This is a genomic window from Mesorhizobium sp. M0306, assembly GCF_040321655.1.
Taxonomy (GTDB): Bacteria; Pseudomonadota; Alphaproteobacteria; order Rhizobiales; family Rhizobiaceae; genus Mesorhizobium.
This window is the reverse complement of record NZ_JAMYRY010000008.1, coordinates 77970-97341: the sequence shown is the minus strand read 5'-3', so window position 1 is coordinate 97341 and position 19372 is coordinate 77970. Positions and strand designations below refer to the sequence as shown.

The 19372-nt window shown below is 62.5% G+C and carries 21 protein-coding genes; 4 read left to right on the top strand and 17 right to left on the bottom strand.

The features are described from left to right. Positions 1–93: 93 nt before the first annotated feature. The 7 genes from NKI95_RS14385 to NKI95_RS14355 all read right to left on the bottom strand — a co-directional run bounded on the left by NKI95_RS14385 (position 94) and on the right by NKI95_RS14355 (position 6899). Positions 94–513 (bottom strand): type II toxin-antitoxin system VapC family toxin, encoded by a 420-nt coding sequence (locus NKI95_RS14385; RefSeq protein ID WP_352717672.1) that lies wholly within the window; start codon positions 511–513, stop codon positions 94–96. Then, positions 510–752: a type II toxin-antitoxin system VapB family antitoxin gene (locus tag NKI95_RS14380; protein ID WP_352467245.1), complete on the bottom strand. Its 243-nt coding sequence runs from the start codon at positions 750–752 to the stop codon at positions 510–512. Before NKI95_RS14380 ends, NKI95_RS14385 begins: the two co-directional genes overlap by 4 nt. Positions 753–812: 60 nt before the next feature. After that, a complete protein-coding gene (locus NKI95_RS14375; protein WP_352717480.1) occupies positions 813–3512 on the bottom strand; it encodes a DUF2339 domain-containing protein in 2700 nt (899 codons plus the stop codon). Between the two features lie 84 nt (positions 3513–3596). After that, positions 3597–3773 (bottom strand): PaaI family thioesterase, encoded by a 177-nt coding sequence (locus NKI95_RS14370; RefSeq protein ID WP_352717478.1) that lies wholly within the window; start codon positions 3771–3773, stop codon positions 3597–3599. A gap of 79 nt (positions 3774–3852) precedes the next feature. Next, positions 3853–4626 (bottom strand): DNA repair protein RecO, encoded by a 774-nt coding sequence (recO, locus tag NKI95_RS14365; protein ID WP_352717477.1) that lies wholly within the window; start codon positions 4624–4626, stop codon positions 3853–3855. A 117-nt stretch (positions 4627–4743) separates the two neighbouring features. Continuing rightward, complete coding sequence (locus NKI95_RS14360; protein ID WP_352717475.1) at positions 4744–5832, bottom strand: porin; 1089 nt, start codon at positions 5830–5832, stop codon at positions 4744–4746. A 362-nt stretch (positions 5833–6194) separates the two neighbouring features. Beyond that, the gene (locus NKI95_RS14355; RefSeq protein ID WP_352717473.1) at positions 6195–6899 is read right to left on the bottom strand and encodes an antitoxin Xre/MbcA/ParS-like domain-containing protein; all 705 of its coding nucleotides are present in this window, start codon (positions 6897–6899) and stop codon (positions 6195–6197) included. Between the two features lie 692 nt (positions 6900–7591). Between NKI95_RS14355 and NKI95_RS14350 the strand changes: the two genes are divergently transcribed. Together NKI95_RS14350 and NKI95_RS14345 are read left to right on the top strand one after the other, a co-directional pair. Further along, a complete protein-coding gene (locus NKI95_RS14350) occupies positions 7592–8053 on the top strand; it encodes a CPBP family intramembrane glutamic endopeptidase (protein WP_352717471.1) in 462 nt (153 codons plus the stop codon). A gap of 87 nt (positions 8054–8140) precedes the next feature. Continuing rightward, positions 8141–9637 (top strand): winged helix-turn-helix domain-containing tetratricopeptide repeat protein, encoded by a 1497-nt coding sequence (locus NKI95_RS14345; RefSeq protein ID WP_352717470.1) that lies wholly within the window; start codon positions 8141–8143, stop codon positions 9635–9637. Between the two features lie 45 nt (positions 9638–9682). Here NKI95_RS14345 and era read toward each other — a convergent pair whose 3' ends face one another. From era to rpoZ, 9 genes are all read right to left on the bottom strand, one after another. Further along, positions 9683–10609, bottom strand: coding sequence for a GTPase Era (gene era, locus NKI95_RS14340; protein ID WP_352717468.1), 927 nt, complete (start codon positions 10607–10609; stop codon positions 9683–9685). Then, positions 10606–11331 (bottom strand): ribonuclease III, encoded by a 726-nt coding sequence (gene rnc, locus NKI95_RS14335; RefSeq protein ID WP_031194250.1) that lies wholly within the window; start codon positions 11329–11331, stop codon positions 10606–10608. Before rnc ends, era begins: the two co-directional genes overlap by 4 nt. Positions 11332–11335: 4 nt before the next feature. Then, positions 11336–12085: a signal peptidase I gene (gene lepB / locus NKI95_RS14330; RefSeq protein ID WP_352717467.1), complete on the bottom strand. Its 750-nt coding sequence runs from the start codon at positions 12083–12085 to the stop codon at positions 11336–11338. 77 nt (positions 12086–12162) lie between these two features. Next, a complete protein-coding gene (acpS, locus tag NKI95_RS14325; protein WP_292657921.1) occupies positions 12163–12576 on the bottom strand; it encodes a holo-ACP synthase in 414 nt (137 codons plus the stop codon). Beyond that, positions 12573–13154: a DUF2062 domain-containing protein gene (locus tag NKI95_RS14320; protein WP_023677769.1), complete on the bottom strand. Its 582-nt coding sequence runs from the start codon at positions 13152–13154 to the stop codon at positions 12573–12575. The genes acpS and NKI95_RS14320 overlap by 4 nt, the downstream gene beginning before the upstream one ends. 232 nt (positions 13155–13386) lie before the next feature. Continuing rightward, positions 13387–13797, bottom strand: a complete 411-nt coding sequence (locus tag NKI95_RS14315; RefSeq protein WP_352717466.1) for a VOC family protein — start codon at positions 13795–13797, stop codon at positions 13387–13389. Between the two features lie 42 nt (positions 13798–13839). Further along, a complete protein-coding gene (gene pyrE, locus NKI95_RS14310; protein ID WP_352717464.1) occupies positions 13840–14418 on the bottom strand; it encodes an orotate phosphoribosyltransferase in 579 nt (192 codons plus the stop codon). Between the two features lie 94 nt (positions 14419–14512). Then, the gene (locus NKI95_RS14305; protein ID WP_023719889.1) at positions 14513–16741 is read right to left on the bottom strand and encodes a RelA/SpoT family protein; all 2229 of its coding nucleotides are present in this window, start codon (positions 16739–16741) and stop codon (positions 14513–14515) included. 110 nt (positions 16742–16851) lie between these two features. Beyond that, on the bottom strand, positions 16852–17253 hold the full coding sequence (gene rpoZ, locus NKI95_RS14300; RefSeq protein WP_023719890.1) for a DNA-directed RNA polymerase subunit omega: 402 nt from the start codon (positions 17251–17253) through the stop codon (positions 16852–16854). A 279-nt stretch (positions 17254–17532) separates the two neighbouring features. Here rpoZ and NKI95_RS14295 point away from each other — a divergent pair, with 279 nt between their 5' ends. Both NKI95_RS14295 and NKI95_RS14290 read left to right on the top strand, forming a co-directional pair. Continuing rightward, a complete protein-coding gene (locus NKI95_RS14295; protein ID WP_292657898.1) occupies positions 17533–18114 on the top strand; it encodes a LabA-like NYN domain-containing protein in 582 nt (193 codons plus the stop codon). Beyond that, positions 18111–18788 carry a uracil-DNA glycosylase gene (locus tag NKI95_RS14290; protein ID WP_352717462.1) on the top strand — a complete coding sequence of 226 codons (678 nt, stop codon included), beginning with the start codon at positions 18111–18113 and terminating at the stop codon, positions 18786–18788. Before NKI95_RS14295 ends, NKI95_RS14290 begins: the two co-directional genes overlap by 4 nt. 31 nt (positions 18789–18819) lie before the next feature. Here the strand turns inward: NKI95_RS14290 and NKI95_RS14285 are convergent, their stop codons facing one another. After that, complete coding sequence (locus NKI95_RS14285) at positions 18820–19341, bottom strand: hypothetical protein (protein ID WP_352717460.1); 522 nt, start codon at positions 19339–19341, stop codon at positions 18820–18822. Positions 19342–19372 lie beyond the last annotated feature (31 nt).

Genomic DNA, 19372 nt, shown 5'->3' with positions numbered 1-19372 from the left:
GAAGCGGTCCGCCGCCCCGGTCACCCAAGCAACTGAATAACGCTGCCAGTGGGAGGTTTATTCCCGGCTTGCATCCGATTGTCAAAACGCCGGTTACGCCAGATCCGTCTGAAGAAAATCGTCGCCCTTGTAGAGCAACGGAAGATCTAGGGCCTTTGCGCAGGCGTAGGCGAAGCAATCGCCAAAATTGAGATCGGCCGGATGACCGACCGCCTTACCGTAGCGGATGCTCGCGTCGATAGCGCGCGCGCCGATGTCCTCGTCGATAGGTACATTGCGGGCACTGATTTCGACAATGAACGAATCGACTAGATCGCGCGCCACGGCCAGCAATTCGGGCGTCGGCTTTTTGGAAAAGGCGTTTATGCGTCCAAGGGCAAGTGTCGCCTCGAGCCGAACAAGCGCGGAAATATGCAGCGGACTGCCGGCACCAGAGATTCGCTTGAGCAATTCCGCCCAACCCGGTTCCTTGGCGAGAATGGCGACGATGACCGACGCATCGACGAACATCAGTCTTCCCACATCTCGTCGGTGAACGCCTTCATGTCGAAGTTGGGATCGGACGGCCCCAACGCAGCATACCTGGCCTGTAGCGCCGCAATTCTGTCGCGCAGAGGCTTGCGGGCGCGGTTGCGCTCGAGCTCGTGCAAAAGCGCGGTCCGCACTGCTTCCGTCTTGCTCGGGGCGTTGGTCTCACGCTGCAGTTTTGCGGCCAGCGCATCCACCTCGTCGTCGCGAATATAGAGAGGCAACTGAATATCTCCTTTGGAATATTCATATATTCCATCTTGAATATTCATGCAACTTGACCCTTACGTCCCTTTCGCCGCTCTTGTCAGCAGACGCTGATAGAACAAGCCGATGCCGATGAGCACCGCGCCGAGGCCGATGAAGGACAGCGCCCGCAACACACCTTCCAGTTCCGACATGTCGAAGATGAAGACTTTGAGCACGGCGATCGAGATCAGCGCCGCCGATGCTATGCGCAGCACCTGGGATTTCAGCCAGACACCGGCGGTGAGCAGCACCACGCCGATGACCAGCCACAGTGCCGAATAAGTATAGGTCTCGAGCTGGCCGAGACCGCTCCACAGCCCGATGAACTCGCCCTTGAACAGGCGCCTGACCGACAGCGTGGCATAGGCAAAAGCGAGCACCGCCGCCACCACCGCCAGCATCGCCGCATACCATTGCGGCCGCTTGTCACGGGCATACAGTGCCAATGCGCCTGCCGCAACCGCCGGCAAGAGGTAGGCGAGGAACAGAAGGTTGAACACCGGGATGCTGCCGGTCGATTCATCCGTCAGCAGCGGGTTCAGCGCCAGAAAATGCTGGAGGACGATGAGGGCGACTGAGACCACGCCCGCTGCAATCGAGCCGTAGCGCAGCACCGAACTTGGCGAGCGCATGTCGATGGCGACCAGGATGGCACCGGCACCGATGGCGATCAGCGTGTAGATCGCCTGTTCGGCAAGCGTCGCAGCAGCCGTATCGATGACGCCGCCATGCATGACATGGCGCACCAGCATGGCGACGGTGAGCAGGCAAAACAGCGCGGCGCCGGCCTCCATGGCGAGGCGCGGCCGGCCATTGGTGGTGCGGGCGAGTTGCCAGGCGGCAAAGCCGAAGGCGAGCGCCGGCACGCCATATCCAAGCAGCAGCCAGTTGAACACCGGCGTCTTCGACAGGAACTCGGCACCGACGATGGTCGGGTCGAAGGCGACGCGGCCGAGCACTGCAATCACCGCACCAACGGAAATCCAGCCAAGCACCGGATAGCTTCGCCAGCGCGTTGCCAGCGCCGGCACGACGGCGGCTGCCCCGAGCAGGATGGTTGTCCAGCCCGAACCGAAGGCCATGTGCAGCATCAGCAGGCCGGCAATCGCCGCCCCGCCGAGCGCGAAGGAGACGGCAGCGCCGCCGGTTAGCGGCGGCGCTTCGCCGCGCGCTATCCACTCGCCGCCGGCGACGAAGACTCCGACCAAAACGGCTGCGACCGCCGCATAAGCAACGTCACGGTCGAGATTGCCGAAGGTAGACCAGAGCGCCAGCAGGATGACCAGTGGCGCGACAGCGCTCCAGGCCGCCCATGCGGCGGCGCGCAGCCAGCCAGGGGCCGCAAAACGGCGCGCCGCCCAAAAGCCGGCGCCGATGAAGACCAAGCCCAGCGCGATGCCGATCCTGAGCATCAAGGCATCGGACGCCACAACCGGCACGCCATCGACACCGAGAGCGCCGCCCGAAAAATCGACAGCGACCGTGGTCGGCGGAATGATGCCGAGATAGGCCAGCACCGTCGCCAGCCCGGCGGCGTGCAGCAGTGCCAGCGCCCGCGGCCGATAGAGCGCCACCGCCACCAGGGCTGCGACAAGGGCTGCGCCCTGCAAGGCATCGCCGGCGGCGGCAAAGACCGGATCGACGAACAGGGCCAGCGCCGAGAGGCCGACGAAGAAGCCCGGCGCGATCGACGGCCAATCGAAGCCGCTGCCGGCGACCGCTTCGCCGCGACGGCCAAGCCAAACGAAGGCGAGCACGGCCAGAGTCACCACGTCGATAAAAAGGATGACCGAAAGGTTCGTCCCCGGCGCGTCGGTCATATAGAGGATCGTCCAGATGCCGCTAGCGACGAAAGCCGCCGCCATCAAAAGCCTCCAGTCGCGGATGCGGGCGATGACGCCGGTGGCGGCGAGCACGATCGCCAGATAGCCGAACAGCGCCCACGGATTGGGCGCCTGCGAGGCGACCAGTAGCGGCGTCACCATGGCGCCGAGCAGGCCGACGCCGGCCAGCGCCTGACCGTGGACCAGGCTAGCCGCGATCGTCGCCACGCCGATGGCGCCGAGCAGCGTGAAAGCGAGCGTCGGGCCGATGAAGCCATAAATGCTGTACGCGGCGTAGACGGTACCGAACAGGATGAAGGCGCCGGCCGCCGTCAGGATCGCCGGGATATAGGCACCGGCGGCACCTTGCACCGGCACCCTGAAGCCGGTGCGCCGGATGAACTCGCCGCCGGCGACCAGCACCAGCCCGAGTGCCGCCGCCATGGCAAGCCGCACGCGTGGCCCGAAAATGCCGGCCTCGATGGTGTAGCGGATCAGGAACAGGCCGCCCAGCGCCAGCGCGATGCCGCCGACCCAGACCGCCCAGCGGGTACCGAGAGCCGTTTCGACGTCGGACTGGCGGGCGGCCTTCGCCGCTGCCGCCGGTTGCGCCGGCTCCGGTGCGGACGGCAGTGTTGTATCGGCATCGGCCTCTGTGGCTGATGCTACCGCTGCGGTCCCTGGCGATGCGGCCATGTCGGCTGCGGCCGCAAGCGGGATTGCGGCATCCGTCGGTTTGCTGTCGTTTGCAGCCGGTTCCTTGGCTTGCGGCGGCAGCACAGGCGCGCCTGAAAGCACAAGGCTGCGCAAGGCGCCAAGCTCGCGCTCGATCAGGCCGATGCGGCTCTGCTGGCGTGAAATGATGACGAACAGCGCGATGATGGCGATGAGGCCAATCAGGCTTTCGAACATGGCGGTTCCCCCAAACCAGGCCAGTTGTCACTGACATTCAATGTTCAGTGACATTCAAATGCGGCGGCCAAACGGCCGGTCCATTCAACGTGCCGCCAGATTGGCCGCCGGAAAGATCGAGCATGTTTCGGTGCCGAAAGCCAGCAGCTTGCCGTTGGCATCCTTCAGCGCCGCTTCCGAAACCGCCAGCGTGCGGCCCTTGTGCACCACTTTGCCCTCGCACACCACCTCGCCCGTCCTTGGCGTGATCGGCCGCGTCAAATTTTCACTTTGAACTCGGCCGTCGCATAGGCCTCGCCCACCTGCGGAATGGTGCCAAGGTCGAGCGGCGAAACGTTGCTCATCTGGTGGTTTCCCCGGCGCTTGCCTTGCCGGATTCATGGCCGGGTGAATGATGCCTGCGCAAGGCGGCGAGAAACCCCGCGCGGGCGCCGGGAGGCTCGATGCCGCGCGGCTCGTAGACATGGCGGGTCAAAAAGAAGCCGGTCAGCCGGAAGGCGTCCTCGATCGCCGCCGGATCGGCGCGCAGCCCGGAGCCGCGCTGTAGGAAGGCAGGCAGCGCCAGCATCTTGTCGCGCCACGGCGCGCCCGCCGCCCGCGACACGGCGCGGCCGGATTTCGGCGAGACATAGGCAAGGTCCTGCCTGGTGCCGGTCGCCGCACACTGGCTGAGATCGAGGCCGAAACCGAGTTCGTCGAGGACCAGCAGTTCGAAGCGGGCCACCAGCTCGCCGGCAGCATCGGCATCGTCGAGATGGGCGATCATCACCGCAAGCGTCTCATAGAGACCGCCATGGGCGTCGCGCTCAGGCAGAAGACGCAAATGCGCGGCCATCGTCTGCAGGCCATAGACGGCAACGGCGCTGTCCATCAGCCGGGCGGCGTTCATCTCGATGGCCTCGACCTGGAAGGTGCCGAGATGCTCGTCGAGCCGCGCCCGCCACAATAGGTCGACGCGATTGCCGGGCTGCAAGACAGGCTGCTGTTTGCGCGAACGGCCGCCGCGCACGAGACCGAGATGGCGGCCATGCGCACGTGTCATCACCTCGAGAATGGCGCTGGTTTCGCCATGCTTGCGGGTGCCGAGAATGATTCCCTCGTCGCGCCATTCCATGACGAGAGCTTGTCACCGGTTGGATGGCGAAATCAAGATGAGCGACGTATCCACCGCCAAACCAAAACGGCCCGTAGCGTATCGCTACGGGCCGTTTTTTGCGAAATCGTCGTTTGATCAGAACGAGCGCTGGAAGCGGAAGATGCCGCCGATTGCGTCGGCATCGTCGGCATCGAAATTGTCGTAATAATCGACTTCGGCGGTGATCGTGTAACCAGGAACGATGGTGTAGGCGACGTTGGCCGCAACGGCGAAGTCTTGGTCGTCGGTATAGGAGACCTGGGCGTTCAAAGAGGCCTTCTTGTTGACGGCATAGCTGCCGCCGCCCCAGACGGCAAAGTTGCCAGTCCACGGCTTGTAGAAGTTCTTTGCGACGTTGTCATCGCTGCCGTAGCCCGCCATCACGAACAGGGTCAGGTCAGTAATCGGCTTGACGTCGAGGCGAGCTTTGCCGGCCCATTCTTCCGACGTGCTGTTATAGGCGCCGACCGCGGTGATCGCACCCCAGTCACCCTTGTATTTCACGCCGCCGACGACAAACGGAACGTAGCTGTCGATCGACTGGTCAGCGCCGGAGCCCGTTTCGACCGAGGCGACTGCCGTAAAGCCATTACCGCCGTCGAAATAGTAACTGATCAGGTTGGTGTCCTTGGTACCGTAAGGAATGATAGTGTCCTGGACCACGCTGCCGGCGTAGCCGATGAACGAATCATAGACAGTTTCATCCTTACCGACGCGGAAACCTCCAAGCTGGATCCAGGCGAAGTTCAGGGTAACCGCCTTGTTGTCCTGCACGCTGAAATCAACACCGCTCACGGTGCGTTTGGTATTGCCGAAGTTGAAACGGGTCTCGGTATAGGTCTTCAACGTGCCAAGCTCCGTCTCCTGGCCGGTCCACGTCTTCAAATTGAAGCGGGCATTCTTGTTCCAGGTCTGCTGCTCGTCACCGTCCATAAGGTCGTGTGTCGTCGCGCCGTCGAAAACGCGACCACCGTCGCCGAAGCTGGCGTCATAGCGGACATAGCCGCCGATGCGCAGGCAGGTCTCGGTGCCGGGGATGTAGAAATAGCCGGCGCCGTAGACGTCGCAAATCTTGACGTATTCAGCGGGTTCCGGCTCGGCGACGACGACGGCGTCGGCGGCGCGCGCACCGGAGACCGCGACGAATGCCGCGGCTGAGCCGAGAAGAAGGCTCTTGATATTCATTTTCTGACCTCTCCAGTCAAAGTTAAAAATGGCTTTGGATTCATGGGTTGAACGGCTGAACGCCTCACCCACGTCGAAAAAGGCGCGCACCGCGCCCCCTCTTCAGGCGGCGAACATACTCATCCGCATTCCAGTCTCAATGACGATTCCAAAAATAATCAATGTTTGAACAACAGAAGAAATCCATGTTGCACAAATATCACTTCATATTTTCTTCACATTTTCTCCTGGCACAAACGAGACATTTGTCACAATTGTACGAAAATATACTTCATCCCATTAGCCGGCAAACCGGTCAGAGTCGATTGACATTCCTTTTACGTGTTTTTTTTTGGAATATACTTCTAACGTTGGCAGCGAGATCAAGCCAACTTCGCCATCGCTGCGTTCTGTGCGGCAAGAACGACTTCCGCCACCAGATCCTGTTTGAGCATTTCAATGGGAATACGTCCGGCAAGGCCGGGCGCGGGGCCGATCAGCCACGACCAGGCACGCCGCGGATCGGGCATCGCGGACGACACCTCCTTGATACCCGGCGCCGGCCTGCCGTCGATGAACTGGGCCAGGGGAAATACATGCTTGCGGCCACCGGTGCGCAACGCAACGACCGTACCGCTCCGCTGCCAGCGATGCAGGGTCGAGCGCGATATGCCGAGATTTTCCTGCAGGAATGTCGACCCGGCAACCCGACCGGCCCAGTCCTCGACCCGCATCGCATCGCGATCGCCCGTTCCGGCCAGGGGTCGGATGTCTGCCCCTCGGCCTCCGTGCGCCGTCGCCAGAGGCGTCCGGGCACTGCGTTCCGTCGCTTCGGCCGCCAATATCCGCACGAAACGCGACGCCATGCCGGGTAATCTTTCCTGCATGGTATCGATCGCGCTGATGTCGGTCGGCGCAAGCAAAGCGACGGCGGCGGCAACGGCCCCGGCGACCCTGCCCGCTGCAACGACCGCATCGCTGTTCGTCACCTTGCCTTGCCGCGCCAGCACGCGCTCGATCTCAACAGCGACGGCGTTTGCAAACTCGGTCTGACGGATGGGGTCGATGCGATTCCAAGTCCCTGTCATGTCCGAAATCTGGCTGCTTGCCCGCCTGTTCCGGTTTGCTCGGAAGCGGGTCTTTCGCACAGCCTATAGGCAGGGTGTGTGACGGAGAGACGACGAACGGGAACCATGCACGATCGCAGTGTCGGCAGGTGCTCCAGCCGGTCTAACTGGCCGGTTCTGCATGAAATATCGGAAATTTCTCAGAACCCGCTCAGGATTTCGGGTCGCGCCGGTGCCAATACGGAACGGGTCGACCGCCGTGGTCGGCGCATGGCCTCCCGGATTGATTCGGCCGGCTGTTCAAGATGCAAGTCGACCGATTGGGCAGCCCGGCGACCTCTCATTGTCATCTGCCCGTGAGAGGCCCGACATGACTTCTTTCCTGCTCCTGGTGCGGCAGCATCAGTTGGCTGCCTTCTTTTCGTTGGCGCTTGCCCTGACCTGATTTGCCTTCATCCCGTTCTACTTGTCGAATGGCGATAGCATTCCCTGGTTTACCTTCGGCCCGATGCTATCCGGATTCGTCGTCGCAGCCCTCTCCGGAGGCTGGACTTCCGTCAAGGCCATTCTCGCTTCCATTGTGAAGTGGCGGGTATCTCCGTTGTGGTATCTGGTGGCATTCGGCCTGCCATTCGGCACGCAGCTTGCCTCGATCCTGGTCAATCCGCTGTTCGGCTCGGCGACGCCGGCCTGGGGCAATATTCCAGCTGTCATTGAGAGTACTCCCGATCATCGCGCTGTACGCGGTCTTCAGCGGCCCGCTTGGCGAAGAGCCGGGATGGCGCGGCTTTGCGACACCGCGCCTGCTGGCCAAGCATCCGGCGCTGGCCGGAAGCCTGATCCTCGGCGCGATCTGGGCGATCTGGCATCTTCCGCTCGGCCTAATCGGCGACCTCAGCGTCTACGGCACAGTCAACGTCCTGCTGGCGGCAGTGGTATTTACCTGGCTCTATCAGAACACCGGCAGTGTGCTTCTCGCCATTCTGATGCATATCACCCATCAGAACAGCGTACGCTTCCTCGGCAAGGTGTTCATCGACGCCGACCATGTGCAGCAGCAATGGATCGGTGTTGCGATCTGGGCGGTGGCTGCGGTCGCCATCGTTGCCGTCTACGGCACCGAGAGCTTCGTACGCAGGTCGGCAACGCAGCCCGCCCTCGCTGGCGCCGTTTAGTCGCCGCTTTTCGGCGGCGGCAGACCTTGACCCAGCCCTCCAGCCGTAGGCCAATACAGGCAAGGCTTCAGGGAGCGGGCCGTTTCGATGGCGGTTTCGGCCACTGACCAGGTTTTTCAGTTTGGCGGTTTCACGCTCGATCTGGGCAAAGGTACGCTCAGACGGGCCGAACAGCCGGCCTTCCTGCGGCCGAAGGCCTACGCATTGCTGACGCATCTCGCCCGCCACATCGGCCGTGTGGTGCCGAAGTCGGAATTGATGGATGCGGTCTGGCCGGGTGTTTTCGTCACCGAGGATTCGCTGACGCAGTCGATTCGCGACATCCGCAAGGTGCTCGGCGAGGAAACGATACGGACCGCATCGAAGCGCGGCTACATGCTGATCCCTGAAATCGAACCGGTGTCCGAAGCCGGCGCACAGCCGATCGTGGCGGTGCTCAGGTTCCGCAATGACGGCGCCGATCCGGCCGACGAAGCGATCGTCGACGGTATTGCCGAAGACATTATCAACGGCCTCGCCCGCTTCGGCACGCTGACAGTGCTGGCGCGCAATTCGAGCTTCTCGTTTGCCTCATATTCGCCTGGTGAATGGCCTGTCGTGCGTTCGCGCATCGGCGCCGATCATCTCGTCGAGGGTTCGGTGCGGCGCCAGGCAGACAGCATCGTCTGTGCGGTCAATCTCGTTGACGCAGCCAGCGCTTCCCAGCTCTGGGGGGATCGCTACCAGGCCGATTACGCCGGGCTGTCCGCCATCCAGCAGGAAATCATCGAGAAGATCGTCGGCCGGCTGGTCGTTCGGGTGAACAATGCCGGCCTGCAGCGTGCCTCGCGGCAGCCGGTAGCCAGCCTCGCCGCACATGAACTGGTGCTGCGCGGCGTCGCCTTGCTGCGCGATCCAGCGCAAAGGGAACTGAAAGAAGCGGCGGCGTTTTTCGAGGCGGCGATCGTCAGGGACCCGGCCTTTGGCCTCGCCTACACCTATCTGGCGCTGTCGCATGTGCTTAACAGCGAATTCGGACCCATCAGCGACGCCGTTCTGACGAAGGCCCGCGACCTGGCCGAGCGGGGCATCGCATTGTCGCCGGACCAGGCAACGGCACACCGCATCCAGTCGCTGGTGCGGCTCAATATGCGCGACCACGAGGCGGCCGAGCATCATTTACGCATCGCGCTCGAGCTCAATCCGGGCGACGCAGACTGTATCGAGCAAATGGGGCATCTGTTGACGATGCGCGGCCGGCCGCTCGACGCGCTCGCCTGGCTGGCGCGCGCCATCCGCATCAACCCGCTGCACCCTCATTGGTATCAGTACGATCGCGCGCTCGCGCTATACATGCTGGGCGAATACCGCGCGGCTGCCGAGGCGCTGGAGCTGGCGACGCGACCGACGCCGTGGATCCGCACCCGGCTTGCCGCCTGTTACGCTCAGTTCGGCGACATGCAGGCGGCAAGGCGCCAGGCTGCGCTGATCAACGCCGACGGCTCCGATTTCTCGCCGCTCGACTATGCAAGAACGGGCATCCCGTTCGAAAACGCGTCTGACGCAGAACATCTTGCCGACGGCGTGTCGCTGGCACTTGGGTAATCCTGAGGCGGCCGACAGGCCGCTCGGCGGATCGCCCAAACAGGCTCAGTGCGGAAATTCGAGCCCCATTTCACGGTAGCGCTCGGGATCGTCGCCCCAGTTCTCGCGCACCTTGACGAACAGGAAGAGGTGCACCTTCTGCTCGAGGATGCCTGCAATTTCCATGCGCGCCGCCTGGCCGATGGCGCGGATCGTCTCGCCCTTATGGCCGAGCACGATCTTCTTCTGGCTGTCGCGCTCGACATAGATGGTCTGGTCGATGCGCACCGAGCCGTCCTTCTTCTCTTCCCATTTCTCGGTCTCGATGTGGGAGGAATAAGGCAGTTCTTGATGCAGCCTGAGATAGAGCTTTTCGCGGGTGATCTCGGCCGCGAGCTGGCGCATCGGCAGGTCGGAGATCTGGTCTTCCGGGTAGTACCAGGGTCCGGCCGGCAAGGTCTCGGCGAGATAGTCGAGCAGGTCCTTGCAGCCGGACCCGGTCAGCGCCGAAACCATGAAGGTGCGCTTGAACGGCACCCTTTCGTTGGCTGCCGCCGACAATGCCAGCAACGTCTCGTGCTTGACCCGATCGACCTTGTTGAGGATCAACACCATAGGCTGCCGGACATCCTTCAGCCGCTCGAGGATGGCGTCGGCATCGCCCCGGATGCCGCGCTCGGCATCGATCAAGAGCAGCACGATATCGGCGTCCTTGGCACCGCCCCAGGCTGTGGTCACCATCGCGGTGTCCAGCCGGCGCTTCGGCTTGAATATGCCCGGCGTGTCGACGAAGACGATCTGCGTGATGTTGTGGATGGCAATGCCGCGCACGATCGCGCGGGTGGTCTGCACCTTGTGCGTCACAATCGACACCTTGGCGCCGACCAGCTGGTTGACCAGCGTCGATTTCCCCGCATTGGGCGCCCCGATCAGCGCGACGAAGCCGGAGCGGGTAGCGGGAGCTTCTGTTGCCGGAGCTTCGGTGGCGGTCATGCGGCACTCCCTTGATTGAGCCAGACGCCTTCCCGCTGCAGAAGTGCCGCGGCTGCAGCCTGCTCCGCCTCGCGCTTGGAGCGCCCGCTGCCGGTCGCTGGCGGATAGGCGCCGACCTTGACGCTGACGGTGAACAGCGGATCGTGGTCCGGTCCCTCGCGGCTGTCGATTATGTAAACCGGCACTGCGCCCGCCGCCTGATGCGCCCATTCCTGAAGTTCGGTCTTCGCATCGCGGCGGGCGGCGTCGATGGCTTGCGAGCGCGGCTGCCAGTATCTGTGGATGAAGGCGCGGGCCGCTTCCAACCCGCCGTCGAGATAGAGCACGGCGATCAACGATTCCAATGCATCGGCGCGCAGATTGACGCGCTTGCGCCCATCGAGGCCGCGTACGTCCGAACCGGCGCGAATAAGTTCCGGCAGGCCGATCTCCTCGGCGATCTCCGCCAGGGCCTCGGCGTTGACCAGCGCGTTCAATCTCAGCGATAGCTCACCCTCGGCGGCGTCGGGAAATGCCGCCAGCAGCATATCGGCAACGACAAGGCCGAGAACGCGGTCGCCCAGGAATTCGAAACGTTCGTAGTCGATGCCGGCGTGACTGCCGCGAGCGCTGGCATGGGTCAGCGCCCGCTGCAGGCGCTGGTGGTCGCCAAAACTGTGGCCGGTGCGCTCCTTGAGCGCCTCGGCGAGCGCATCGGCGGTCAGCCGTTTCGTCGCCGCCATGGTCCTAATTGACGAAATGGAACAGGCGCGAGGCGCGCATCTGCGACGGCCATTTCCAGATTTCGAGCGGGCTGGCGCTGCCGGCGATCGAGAAGAAGATGAGGTTGGCGCGGCCGACCAAGTTCTCCTCCGGCACGAAGCCGACCGTGAAGCGGCTGTCCGACGAGTTGTCGCGATTGTCGCCCATCATGAAATAGTGACCGGGCGGCACCTTGAACTCTTTGGTATTGTCGCCGATCGAGGCCTGCGTCAGGTCAAGCGTGTCGTAGGTGACGCCGTTCGGCAGCGTCTCGCGATAGACATCGACCGGCCCGTTCTCCTCGGTGACGTCGCGGTTGTCGATCTGCCCGACCTTGACGCGCGGCACGCTCACGTCGTTGATGAAGAGCTGGCCATCCTTGACCTGGATCTTGTCGCCCGGCAGGCCGACGACGCGCTTGATATAATCGACGGAAGGATCCGGCGGAAACTTGAACACCACCACGTCGCCGCGCTTCGGCTCTGAGCCCCAGATGCGGCCCGAAAAGATGTTCGGCCCGAACGGCAGTGAATAGCGGGAGAAGCCGTAGGACCACTTGGTGACGAAGAGATAGTCGCCTTCGAGCAAAGTCGGCCGCATCGACCCGGACGGGATCGAGAACGGCTGGAACAGGAGCGTGCGGATGACCAGCGCAAGCAGCAGGGCCTGGACGATGACGCTGACGGTTTCGCCAAGTCCGCCGGATTTCTTCTGGGTTTTTTCAGCCACGCTCATGTCGTCCTCGATTGTGCGTTGGATGGTATAGAGTCTCGGCGCGCGCTGGGCAACGTCATGCCGGTGGTCAGATGCAATCAATGTGGCGCTTCTTCGACCGGCAACGCTTCAATGATCACAAAGGCTTGAGCGAGCGGAAAATCATCGGTGATGGTGAGGTGGATCACCGCGCGGTGCCCTTCAGGCAGGATTTCGTCCAGCCGCGCTGCCGCCCCGTTGGTCAGCGCCATGGCCGGCTTGCCGCTGGCCAGGTTGACGACCCCCATGTCGCGCCAGAACACACCCTGCGCCATACCGGTGCCCAATGCCTTGGCGCAGGCTTCCTTGGCGGCGAAACGCTTGGCGTAGGAGGCCGCACGCGCCGCCCGGTTTTCGGAGCGCGCCTGTTCGATCTCGGTGTAGATGCGTTGGATGAAGCGCTGGCCATGACGTTCCAGCGACTTCTCGATGCGTCTGATATCGATGAGGTCGCTGCCGATACCGATAATCATTCGGCAGGAACTTCCGGCCCGGTTTTTCCAGCCTTTGCGGCTCTTTCGGCCAGCCGCTTGCGGCGCTGCTCGTGGAAAGTGACCATGCCCCAGCGGGTGATGCCGTAAAACAGCAGGCCAAAAACCAGGCCGAGCGGTATCGCGCCGATTGTCATCGGCTTCAGCACCGGTCCCCACAACTGCGCAAAGGAAAGATTATGCAGCATGTCGCCAAGATGGGCAGGCGGGCCATGCGCCGGCAGGTGTTCATGCAGGATCAGCTTGCCGACCTCCCAGGAGGCGGCCCATAGCAGCGGAAAGGTCAGGGGGTTGCCGAACACCGTGCCAAGTGCTGCCGCGACCAGATTGCCGGCGATCAGCCAGCACAGGATGGCGGCAATGATGAAGTGGAAGCCAAGCGGGAAAAACGACGCGAATACGCCCGCCGCAACACCGGCGGCCACAGCGTGCGGCGTGGCCCTAAGCCGCAGGATGCGCTTGGAGAAATACCGGAGCGAGCGCGAGAACGAGCGGCGCGGCCACAAATAAGTACGCACCCGCTCGAAAAAACCATCAGGCTTGCGCCGTCGAAAAAGCACTCTGTTCCTGTTCCTAGTTCCATTAATGACTTCGCGCCGGCTTTTCCCAGCCGGGGCGCGACAGCCTATGCTGCGCTCTGCGGTCGCCGAAAAGCAACTACGACTTTGATATAGCGATGCGCTGGCCGAAGAACAACGAGGCCGAGGGCATCCGCTCGGTGGCCGGTCGCGCCAGCCCTGGGTGTCGCCGTTCTGAACAGGGTATGATCGCGGCGAATTTAAGGAGCGCCGCTTAGGATCGATATTCGCTGACCTCGACGAGGTTGCCATCCGGGTCACGGAAATAGACCGACATCATCGCGCCACGAGCGCCGACACGCTCGACCGGGCCGACCTCTATCACCACGCCATTGGCGGCGAGGCTGGCACATATCTCGGCGAGCGGCCGGGCGGCAATCAAGCAGAAATCTCCGGAGCCCGGCGTCGGCGCCTTGGCCTTCGGCTCGAAGGTACGCCCGACCTGATGCACATTGATCTTTTGCGTTCCAAACAGCAGCGCCGTTGGTCGGTCCGGCTCGTCGAGGCGCTCGAAGCCAAGCACGCGCTGATAGAAGGCGCAGGTATCGTCCACCGAACGAACTGTCAGCACGAAATGATCGATGCCGGCAATCACGGCAGCGCCTCTTGACTTGTTTTTATGCATGTCGTTGTCCCAAAACCGCCGCACACTTTTGGGCGACATGCATTAGATGTTGCGGCTGCCGGGCTTGATCGCCGGTATGGCGGCGAGCTCGGGCGGCAGCCTGTCGGCCGGATAGGCCGGAACTTCATATTCCGCAAGCGCGATCAGCGGCACGCCGACATCGGTCTTGCCGGCCGAGCGGTCGATGATGCACGCGGCGGCTGCGACTTCGGCGCCAAGGCCGCGCAGGCAGTCGATGGTCTCGCGGATCGACAGACCAGTGGTGACGATGTCCTCGACAATGACAACGCGCGATCCCTTGGCGATCTCGAAACGACGCAGCCTGAATTCGCCCCCTTCCCGCTCGACCCAGATCGCCGGCACACCAAGATGCCGCGAGGTCTCATAGGCCGGGATCAGCCCGCCGATCGCGGGGCCGACGACGTAGTCGATCCTGCCGGGCACGCCAGCGCGGATCTTTTCGGCCAGCGCCTTGCACAAGCGCTCGGTCTTGTCGGCATGCATGAAAACGCGCGCCTTCTGCAGGAAGACCGGGCTGCGCAGGCCGGACGTCAGGATGAAATGCCCTTCGAGAACGGCGCCGGCCTCGCGGAAAATGCCCAGCACTTCATCGGTGTTCATTGTTCGCTCCATGCCCATGGTGAATGATGAATGATGAATGGTGAATGGTGAATGGTAGTGAGAGCACCCTCTTTCACTATTCACTATTCACTATTCACCCATTCACGCGCCGCGCATCGCTGACGCTCGAATTGTCCTTTAGCTGCGACAGCAGCCGGTTCAAGTGCTTCAGGTCCCACACTTCGAGATCGATCAGCATTTCGGTGAAATCGGGCGCGGTGCGCACCATTGACAGAGTATGAATGTTGGCATCGTTGGATGCGACGACCTGCGCAATGTCGGCCAGCGAACCCGGTGCGTTGATGGCGGTGACCGAGACGCGCGCCGGGAATCGCTCCTTGGTGCGCTCGTCAATATCCCAGCGTACGTCGATCCAGCGCTCGGGCTGGTCGTCAAAGGCCTGCAGCGCCGGCGACTGGATCGGATAGATGGTGATACCGGTTCCGGGCTGCACAATGCCGACGATGCGGTCGCCAGGCACTGCCCCCTCCGGTGCGAAGCGCACCGGCAGATCGCCGCGCACACCGCGGATCGGCACCGCGTCGTCGCGCGGCTGGTTCTTGTCCTTGCGCGCGGCGCGGCCCGGAATCTGGAACAGCATGCCGGCGGCGTTGCGGATCTTCGACCAACCCTCCTCGCGCTGCTTGGGCGCGACCAGCGTGACGCGCTCGTCCTTGTAGTCGGGAAATACCGCCTTCATGACATCGGTGGAGGCAAGTTCGCCACGGCCGACCGAGGCCAGCACATCCTCGATATCCTTGCGCGCCAGCCGGTGCAGCACCGGCTTCAGGTTTTCCTTGGTAAAGGTCTTGCCGGACCGTTCGAAGGCGCGCTCTAGAATTCGGATACCGAGACCCGAATATTGCTTGCGGATAGCGTTCTTGGTGGCGCGGCGGATGGCCGAGCGCGCCTTGCCGGTAACGACCACCGATTCCCACGCCGCCGGCGGCACCTGCGCCTTCGAGCGGATGATCTCGACCTCGTCGCCGTTCTTCAGCTCCGTCATCAGCGGCATGATGCGGCCATTGACCTTGGCGCCGACGCAAGTGTCGCCGACATCGGTGTGGACGGCATAGGCAAAGTCGATCGGCGTGGCGCCGCGCGGCAGCGCGATCAGCATGCCCTTCGGCGTAAAGCAGAATACCTGGTCCTGGAACAGCTCCAGCTTGGTGTTTTCGAGGAAGTCCTCGGGATTGTCGCCTTCGGCAAGCTGCTCGATGGTCCGCCGCAGCCACGCATAGGCATTGGTTTCCTTCGAGATCGCATGGGCGGCACCATTCATCTTGCCGCCGGTATCCTTATAGATCGAATGAGCGGCGACGCCGTATTCGGCGATCTTGTTCATCTGGTAGGTGCGGATCTGCAATTCGACGCGCTGGCGCGATGGGCCGACGATGGTGGTGTGGATCGAGCGGTAGTCGTTCTGCTTCGGCGTCGAGATGTAGTCCTTGAAGCGGCCGGGCACCATCGACCAGGTGGTGTGGATGGCGCCGAGCGCGCGGTAACAGTCCTCGACCGTCTCGACAACGACGCGGAAGCCGAAAATGTCGGACAGCTGCTCGAACGACAGCGCCTTGGCTTCCATCTTGCGGAATACCGACCACGGCTTCTTCTGCCGGCTTTTGACCTCGGCCTTGATCGAATATTTGTCGAACAGCGTGGACAGCGCCTTCTCGATCTCGGACAGCACGCCCTTGTTGCGCTCGAAGATTTCGGCGAGCCGTGCGGTGACGGCGCGATAGGCTTCGGGATTGATGAAGCGGAAGGCGATCTCCTCCAGCTCCTCGCGCATGCCTTGCATGCCCATGCGGCCGGCCAGCGGCGCGTAGATGTCCATCGTCTCTTCGGCAATGCGCAGGCGCTTGGCTTCCGGCACATGGTCGAGGGTGCGCATATTGTGCAGGCGGTCGGCGAGCTTGACCAGAAGCACGCGCACGTCTTCCGAGATCGCGAGCAACAGCTTGCGCAGGTTCTCCGCCTGCTCGGCCTTCTTGGAGACGAGATCGAGCTTCTTCAGCTTGGTCAGGCCTTCGACCAGCTTGCCCATTTCGGGGCCGAACAATTCGTCGATCTCGGCTCTGGTCGCCGTGGTGTCCTCGATCGTGTCGTGCAGCAGCGCAACGGCGATCGTCGCCTCGTCCATGTGCATTTCGGTGAGGATGGCGGCGACTTCGAGCGGATGCGAAAAATAGGGGTCGCCGGAGGCGCGTTTCTGGTGGCCATGCTTCTGCATGGCGTAGACATAGGCCTTGTTGAGCAGCGCCTCGTTGACGTCAGGCTTGTAGCGCTGGACGCGCTCGACAAGCTCATACTGACGCATCATGGGCGGGATCTCGCATGCTGAAATAAATCATGCGCCGCACTGGCGTACGGCGCATGTCATAGATAGCCACGAAACTGCCGACGCGAAAGTGTCGGCAGTTATTGCTAAGATCAATAATCGTCGCTTTTTTCTGGCGGTACCAGACCTTCGATGCCGGCCAACAGGTCTTCTTCGGTCATGCGATCGAAGGTGACGTTGTCCTCGGCGTCGTCGGCATCGGTGGCCGCAACGGCACTGCCGGTCTGGTCGGCAATCGCCTCGCCGTCGGCTTCCGGCTCGTCGACCTCGACATGCTTCTGCAGCGAATGGATGAGATCTTCCTTGAGGTCGTCCGGCGACAGCGTCTCGTCGGCGATTTCGCGGAGCGCAACGACCGGATTCTTGTCGTTGTCGCGCGGTACGGTGATCTGCGCGCCCTGGCTGATTTGACGGGCGCGGTGGCCGGCCAGGAGCACCAGCTCGAAGCGGTTGTCGACCTTGTCGATGCAATCTTCAACGGTTACGCGGGCCATGAGTTGCCCCTTTCATGCCTGGATTTGATGGAAAACAGGCGCGGTCCATAACCCGAACGCCGCCAAAATACAAGCTTTTATGGCGGTGCCCAGCTCTGACGCGGGCCGCCTGCGACGACGCAGCGCCGATCACAATTGCTTGCGGTGCCGCATGGTGCCTTGGATTGCCGTAAAACTGGCGTTATCTCGAACGATGAAGGCCAACAGGTCTATTATCAGACCGGCCGATAGTCGCCACGCATTTAGACGACCGCTTATTTCGAAAAAGGACATTTTTCCATGTTCGATCCTCGTGAAAAAATCGCTCTCTTTATCGACGGCGCAAATCTCTACGCCACCTCGCGCGCGCTGGGCTTTGACATCGACTACCGCAAACTTTTGTCGAGCTTCCAGAAACGCGGCTATCTGCTGCGCGCCTATTACTACACCGCGCTGGTCGAGGATCAGGAATACTCCTCGATACGGCCGCTGATCGACTGGCTCGATTATAACGGCTTCAAGGTGGTGACCAAGCCGGCCAAGGAATTCACCGACTCGACCGGCCGGCGCAAGATCAAGGGCAATATGGATATCGAGCTGACCGTCGATGCGCTGGAGCTTGCCGACGTCGTCGACCATTATGTCATCTTCTCAGGCGACGGCGATTTCCGTACGCTGGTCGAGGCGCTGCAGCGGCGCGGGCGCAAGGTGTCGATCGTCTCGACCATGGCTTCGCAGCCGCCGATGATCTCCGACGATCTGCGCCGCCAGGCCGACCATTTCATCGACTTGATGACGCTCAAGAATGAAGTCGGCCGCGATCCGTCGGAGCGGCCGGTACGCCGGCCCGAGCCGGCCGAAGTCGACGAGGAAGACTATTGACGGTCGTTGCCTTGACCGCGCCCCTGGTCGTCTCGCCCGAACCCGATCGCGACTGCCCGCTCTGCCCACGGCTGCACGACTTCATCGCCGAGTGGCGGCGGCGCGAGCCGTCCTGGTTCAACGCGCCGGTGCCGACTTATTTGCCGCCGGAAGGCGAGGATGCGGTGCGCTTGCTGATCGTCGGGCTGGCGCCTGGCCTGCGCGGGGCGAACCGGACCGGGCGCCCCTTCACCGGCGATTTTGCCGGCGACCTGCTCTACAACACGCTGATCGCGCACGGCTTTGCGCGCGGCGAATTCAAAGCGCGACCAGATGACGGGCTGGAGCTTGTCGGTACGGCGATTACCAATGCGGTGCGCTGCGTGCCGCCGGAGAACAAGCCGGTTGGCGCCGAGATAGCGACCTGCCGGACGTTCCTGGTGCCGACGATCGCGCGATTTCCAAACCTGCGCGCTGTGCTGGCGCTGGGCTCGATCGCGCACCAGTCGACCGTGCGGGCGCTCGGCCAACGCGTCGCCGCCTATCCGTTCCGGCATGGTGGGCAGCAACAGGCCAATGGTATCACGCTGTTTTCCAGCTATCATTGCTCGCGCTACAACACCAATACCGGCGTGCTGACGGAAGCGATGTTCGTTAATATCTTCAGTCAGATAGAAGCTTTTCTGAAGACATAGAGTCGGACGAGGCGCGCCGGCGCACAAGCCCCTAGATTCGGGCAATCGCGAACAACCAGGCCAGGAGATCCAGCAACCACAGAAACAGTGCGAGCTGCAGCGCGACGCGCAGGCGTTGGATGATCCGCCAATTGCTGGCCATGTCGGATTTGATGCGCAGCGCAAGTGCTCGGTGCATCCCGTCCATGGTTGCGGGAGGGTGCTGATCGACGAAGTCCTGGATCAGCGTCCCTGGATCGAAACGGAACGTATAGTTATAATACGGCCACACCATAATCGCGACCAGCAGCCCGATAAGAAAAAGCAATGTCAGCGCCAGCCAGTCCCAAGGCCCCACGCCATCCAGGAGCGCCCTGCCTCCAAGGAGAGAACTCGCGAACGCGGTCGCGAAGATCAGATTGCCGGCGCGCGTATTGAGACTTTCAACCACGCCCTGCTGATGTTGGAGGCCACGCACCGCCTCCGCATAGACAAATGCCAGGCGGGGATCGCCGCCGTCCGTTGCAGCAGGCGGGACATTGCTCTCTTTCGCTGATGAAGGGCGCTCCGGCATCAAATGTCCTTAGCACGGCCCCGCCTGCGAT

Excerpts from the sequence above, each read along its gene's own strand:
- NKI95_RS14305 (WP_023719889.1), bottom strand. The coding sequence starts at position 16,741 with ATGATGCGTCAGTATGAGCTTGTCGAGCGCGTCCAGCGCTACAAGCCT.
- NKI95_RS14375 (WP_352717480.1), bottom strand. The coding sequence starts at position 3,512 with ATGTTCGAAAGCCTGATTGGCCTCATCGCCATCATCGCGCTGTTCGTC.
- era (WP_352717468.1), bottom strand. The coding sequence starts at position 10,609 with ATGACCGCCACCGAAGCTCCGGCAACAGAAGCTCCCGCTACCCGCTCC.
- NKI95_RS14285 (WP_352717460.1), bottom strand. The coding sequence starts at position 19,341 with ATGCCGGAGCGCCCTTCATCAGCGAAAGAGAGCAATGTCCCGCCTGCT.
- rpoZ (WP_023719890.1), bottom strand. The coding sequence starts at position 17,253 with ATGGCCCGCGTAACCGTTGAAGATTGCATCGACAAGGTCGACAACCGC.
- rnc (WP_031194250.1), bottom strand. The coding sequence starts at position 11,331 with ATGGCGGCGACGAAACGGCTGACCGCCGATGCGCTCGCCGAGGCGCTC.
- acpS (WP_292657921.1), bottom strand. The coding sequence starts at position 12,576 with ATGATTATCGGTATCGGCAGCGACCTCATCGATATCAGACGCATCGAG.
- NKI95_RS14345 (WP_352717470.1), top strand. The coding sequence starts at position 8,141 with ATGGCGGTTTCGGCCACTGACCAGGTTTTTCAGTTTGGCGGTTTCACG.
- recO (WP_352717477.1), bottom strand. The coding sequence starts at position 4,626 with ATGGAATGGCGCGACGAGGGAATCATTCTCGGCACCCGCAAGCATGGC.
- NKI95_RS14355 (WP_352717473.1), bottom strand. The coding sequence starts at position 6,899 with ATGACAGGGACTTGGAATCGCATCGACCCCATCCGTCAGACCGAGTTT.
- lepB (WP_352717467.1), bottom strand. The coding sequence starts at position 12,085 with ATGAGCGTGGCTGAAAAAACCCAGAAGAAATCCGGCGGACTTGGCGAA.
- NKI95_RS14315 (WP_352717466.1), bottom strand. The coding sequence starts at position 13,797 with ATGCATAAAAACAAGTCAAGAGGCGCTGCCGTGATTGCCGGCATCGAT.
- pyrE (WP_352717464.1), bottom strand. The coding sequence starts at position 14,418 with ATGAACACCGATGAAGTGCTGGGCATTTTCCGCGAGGCCGGCGCCGTT.
- NKI95_RS14295 (WP_292657898.1), top strand. The coding sequence starts at position 17,533 with ATGTTCGATCCTCGTGAAAAAATCGCTCTCTTTATCGACGGCGCAAAT.
- NKI95_RS14360 (WP_352717475.1), bottom strand. The coding sequence starts at position 5,832 with ATGAATATCAAGAGCCTTCTTCTCGGCTCAGCCGCGGCATTCGTCGCG.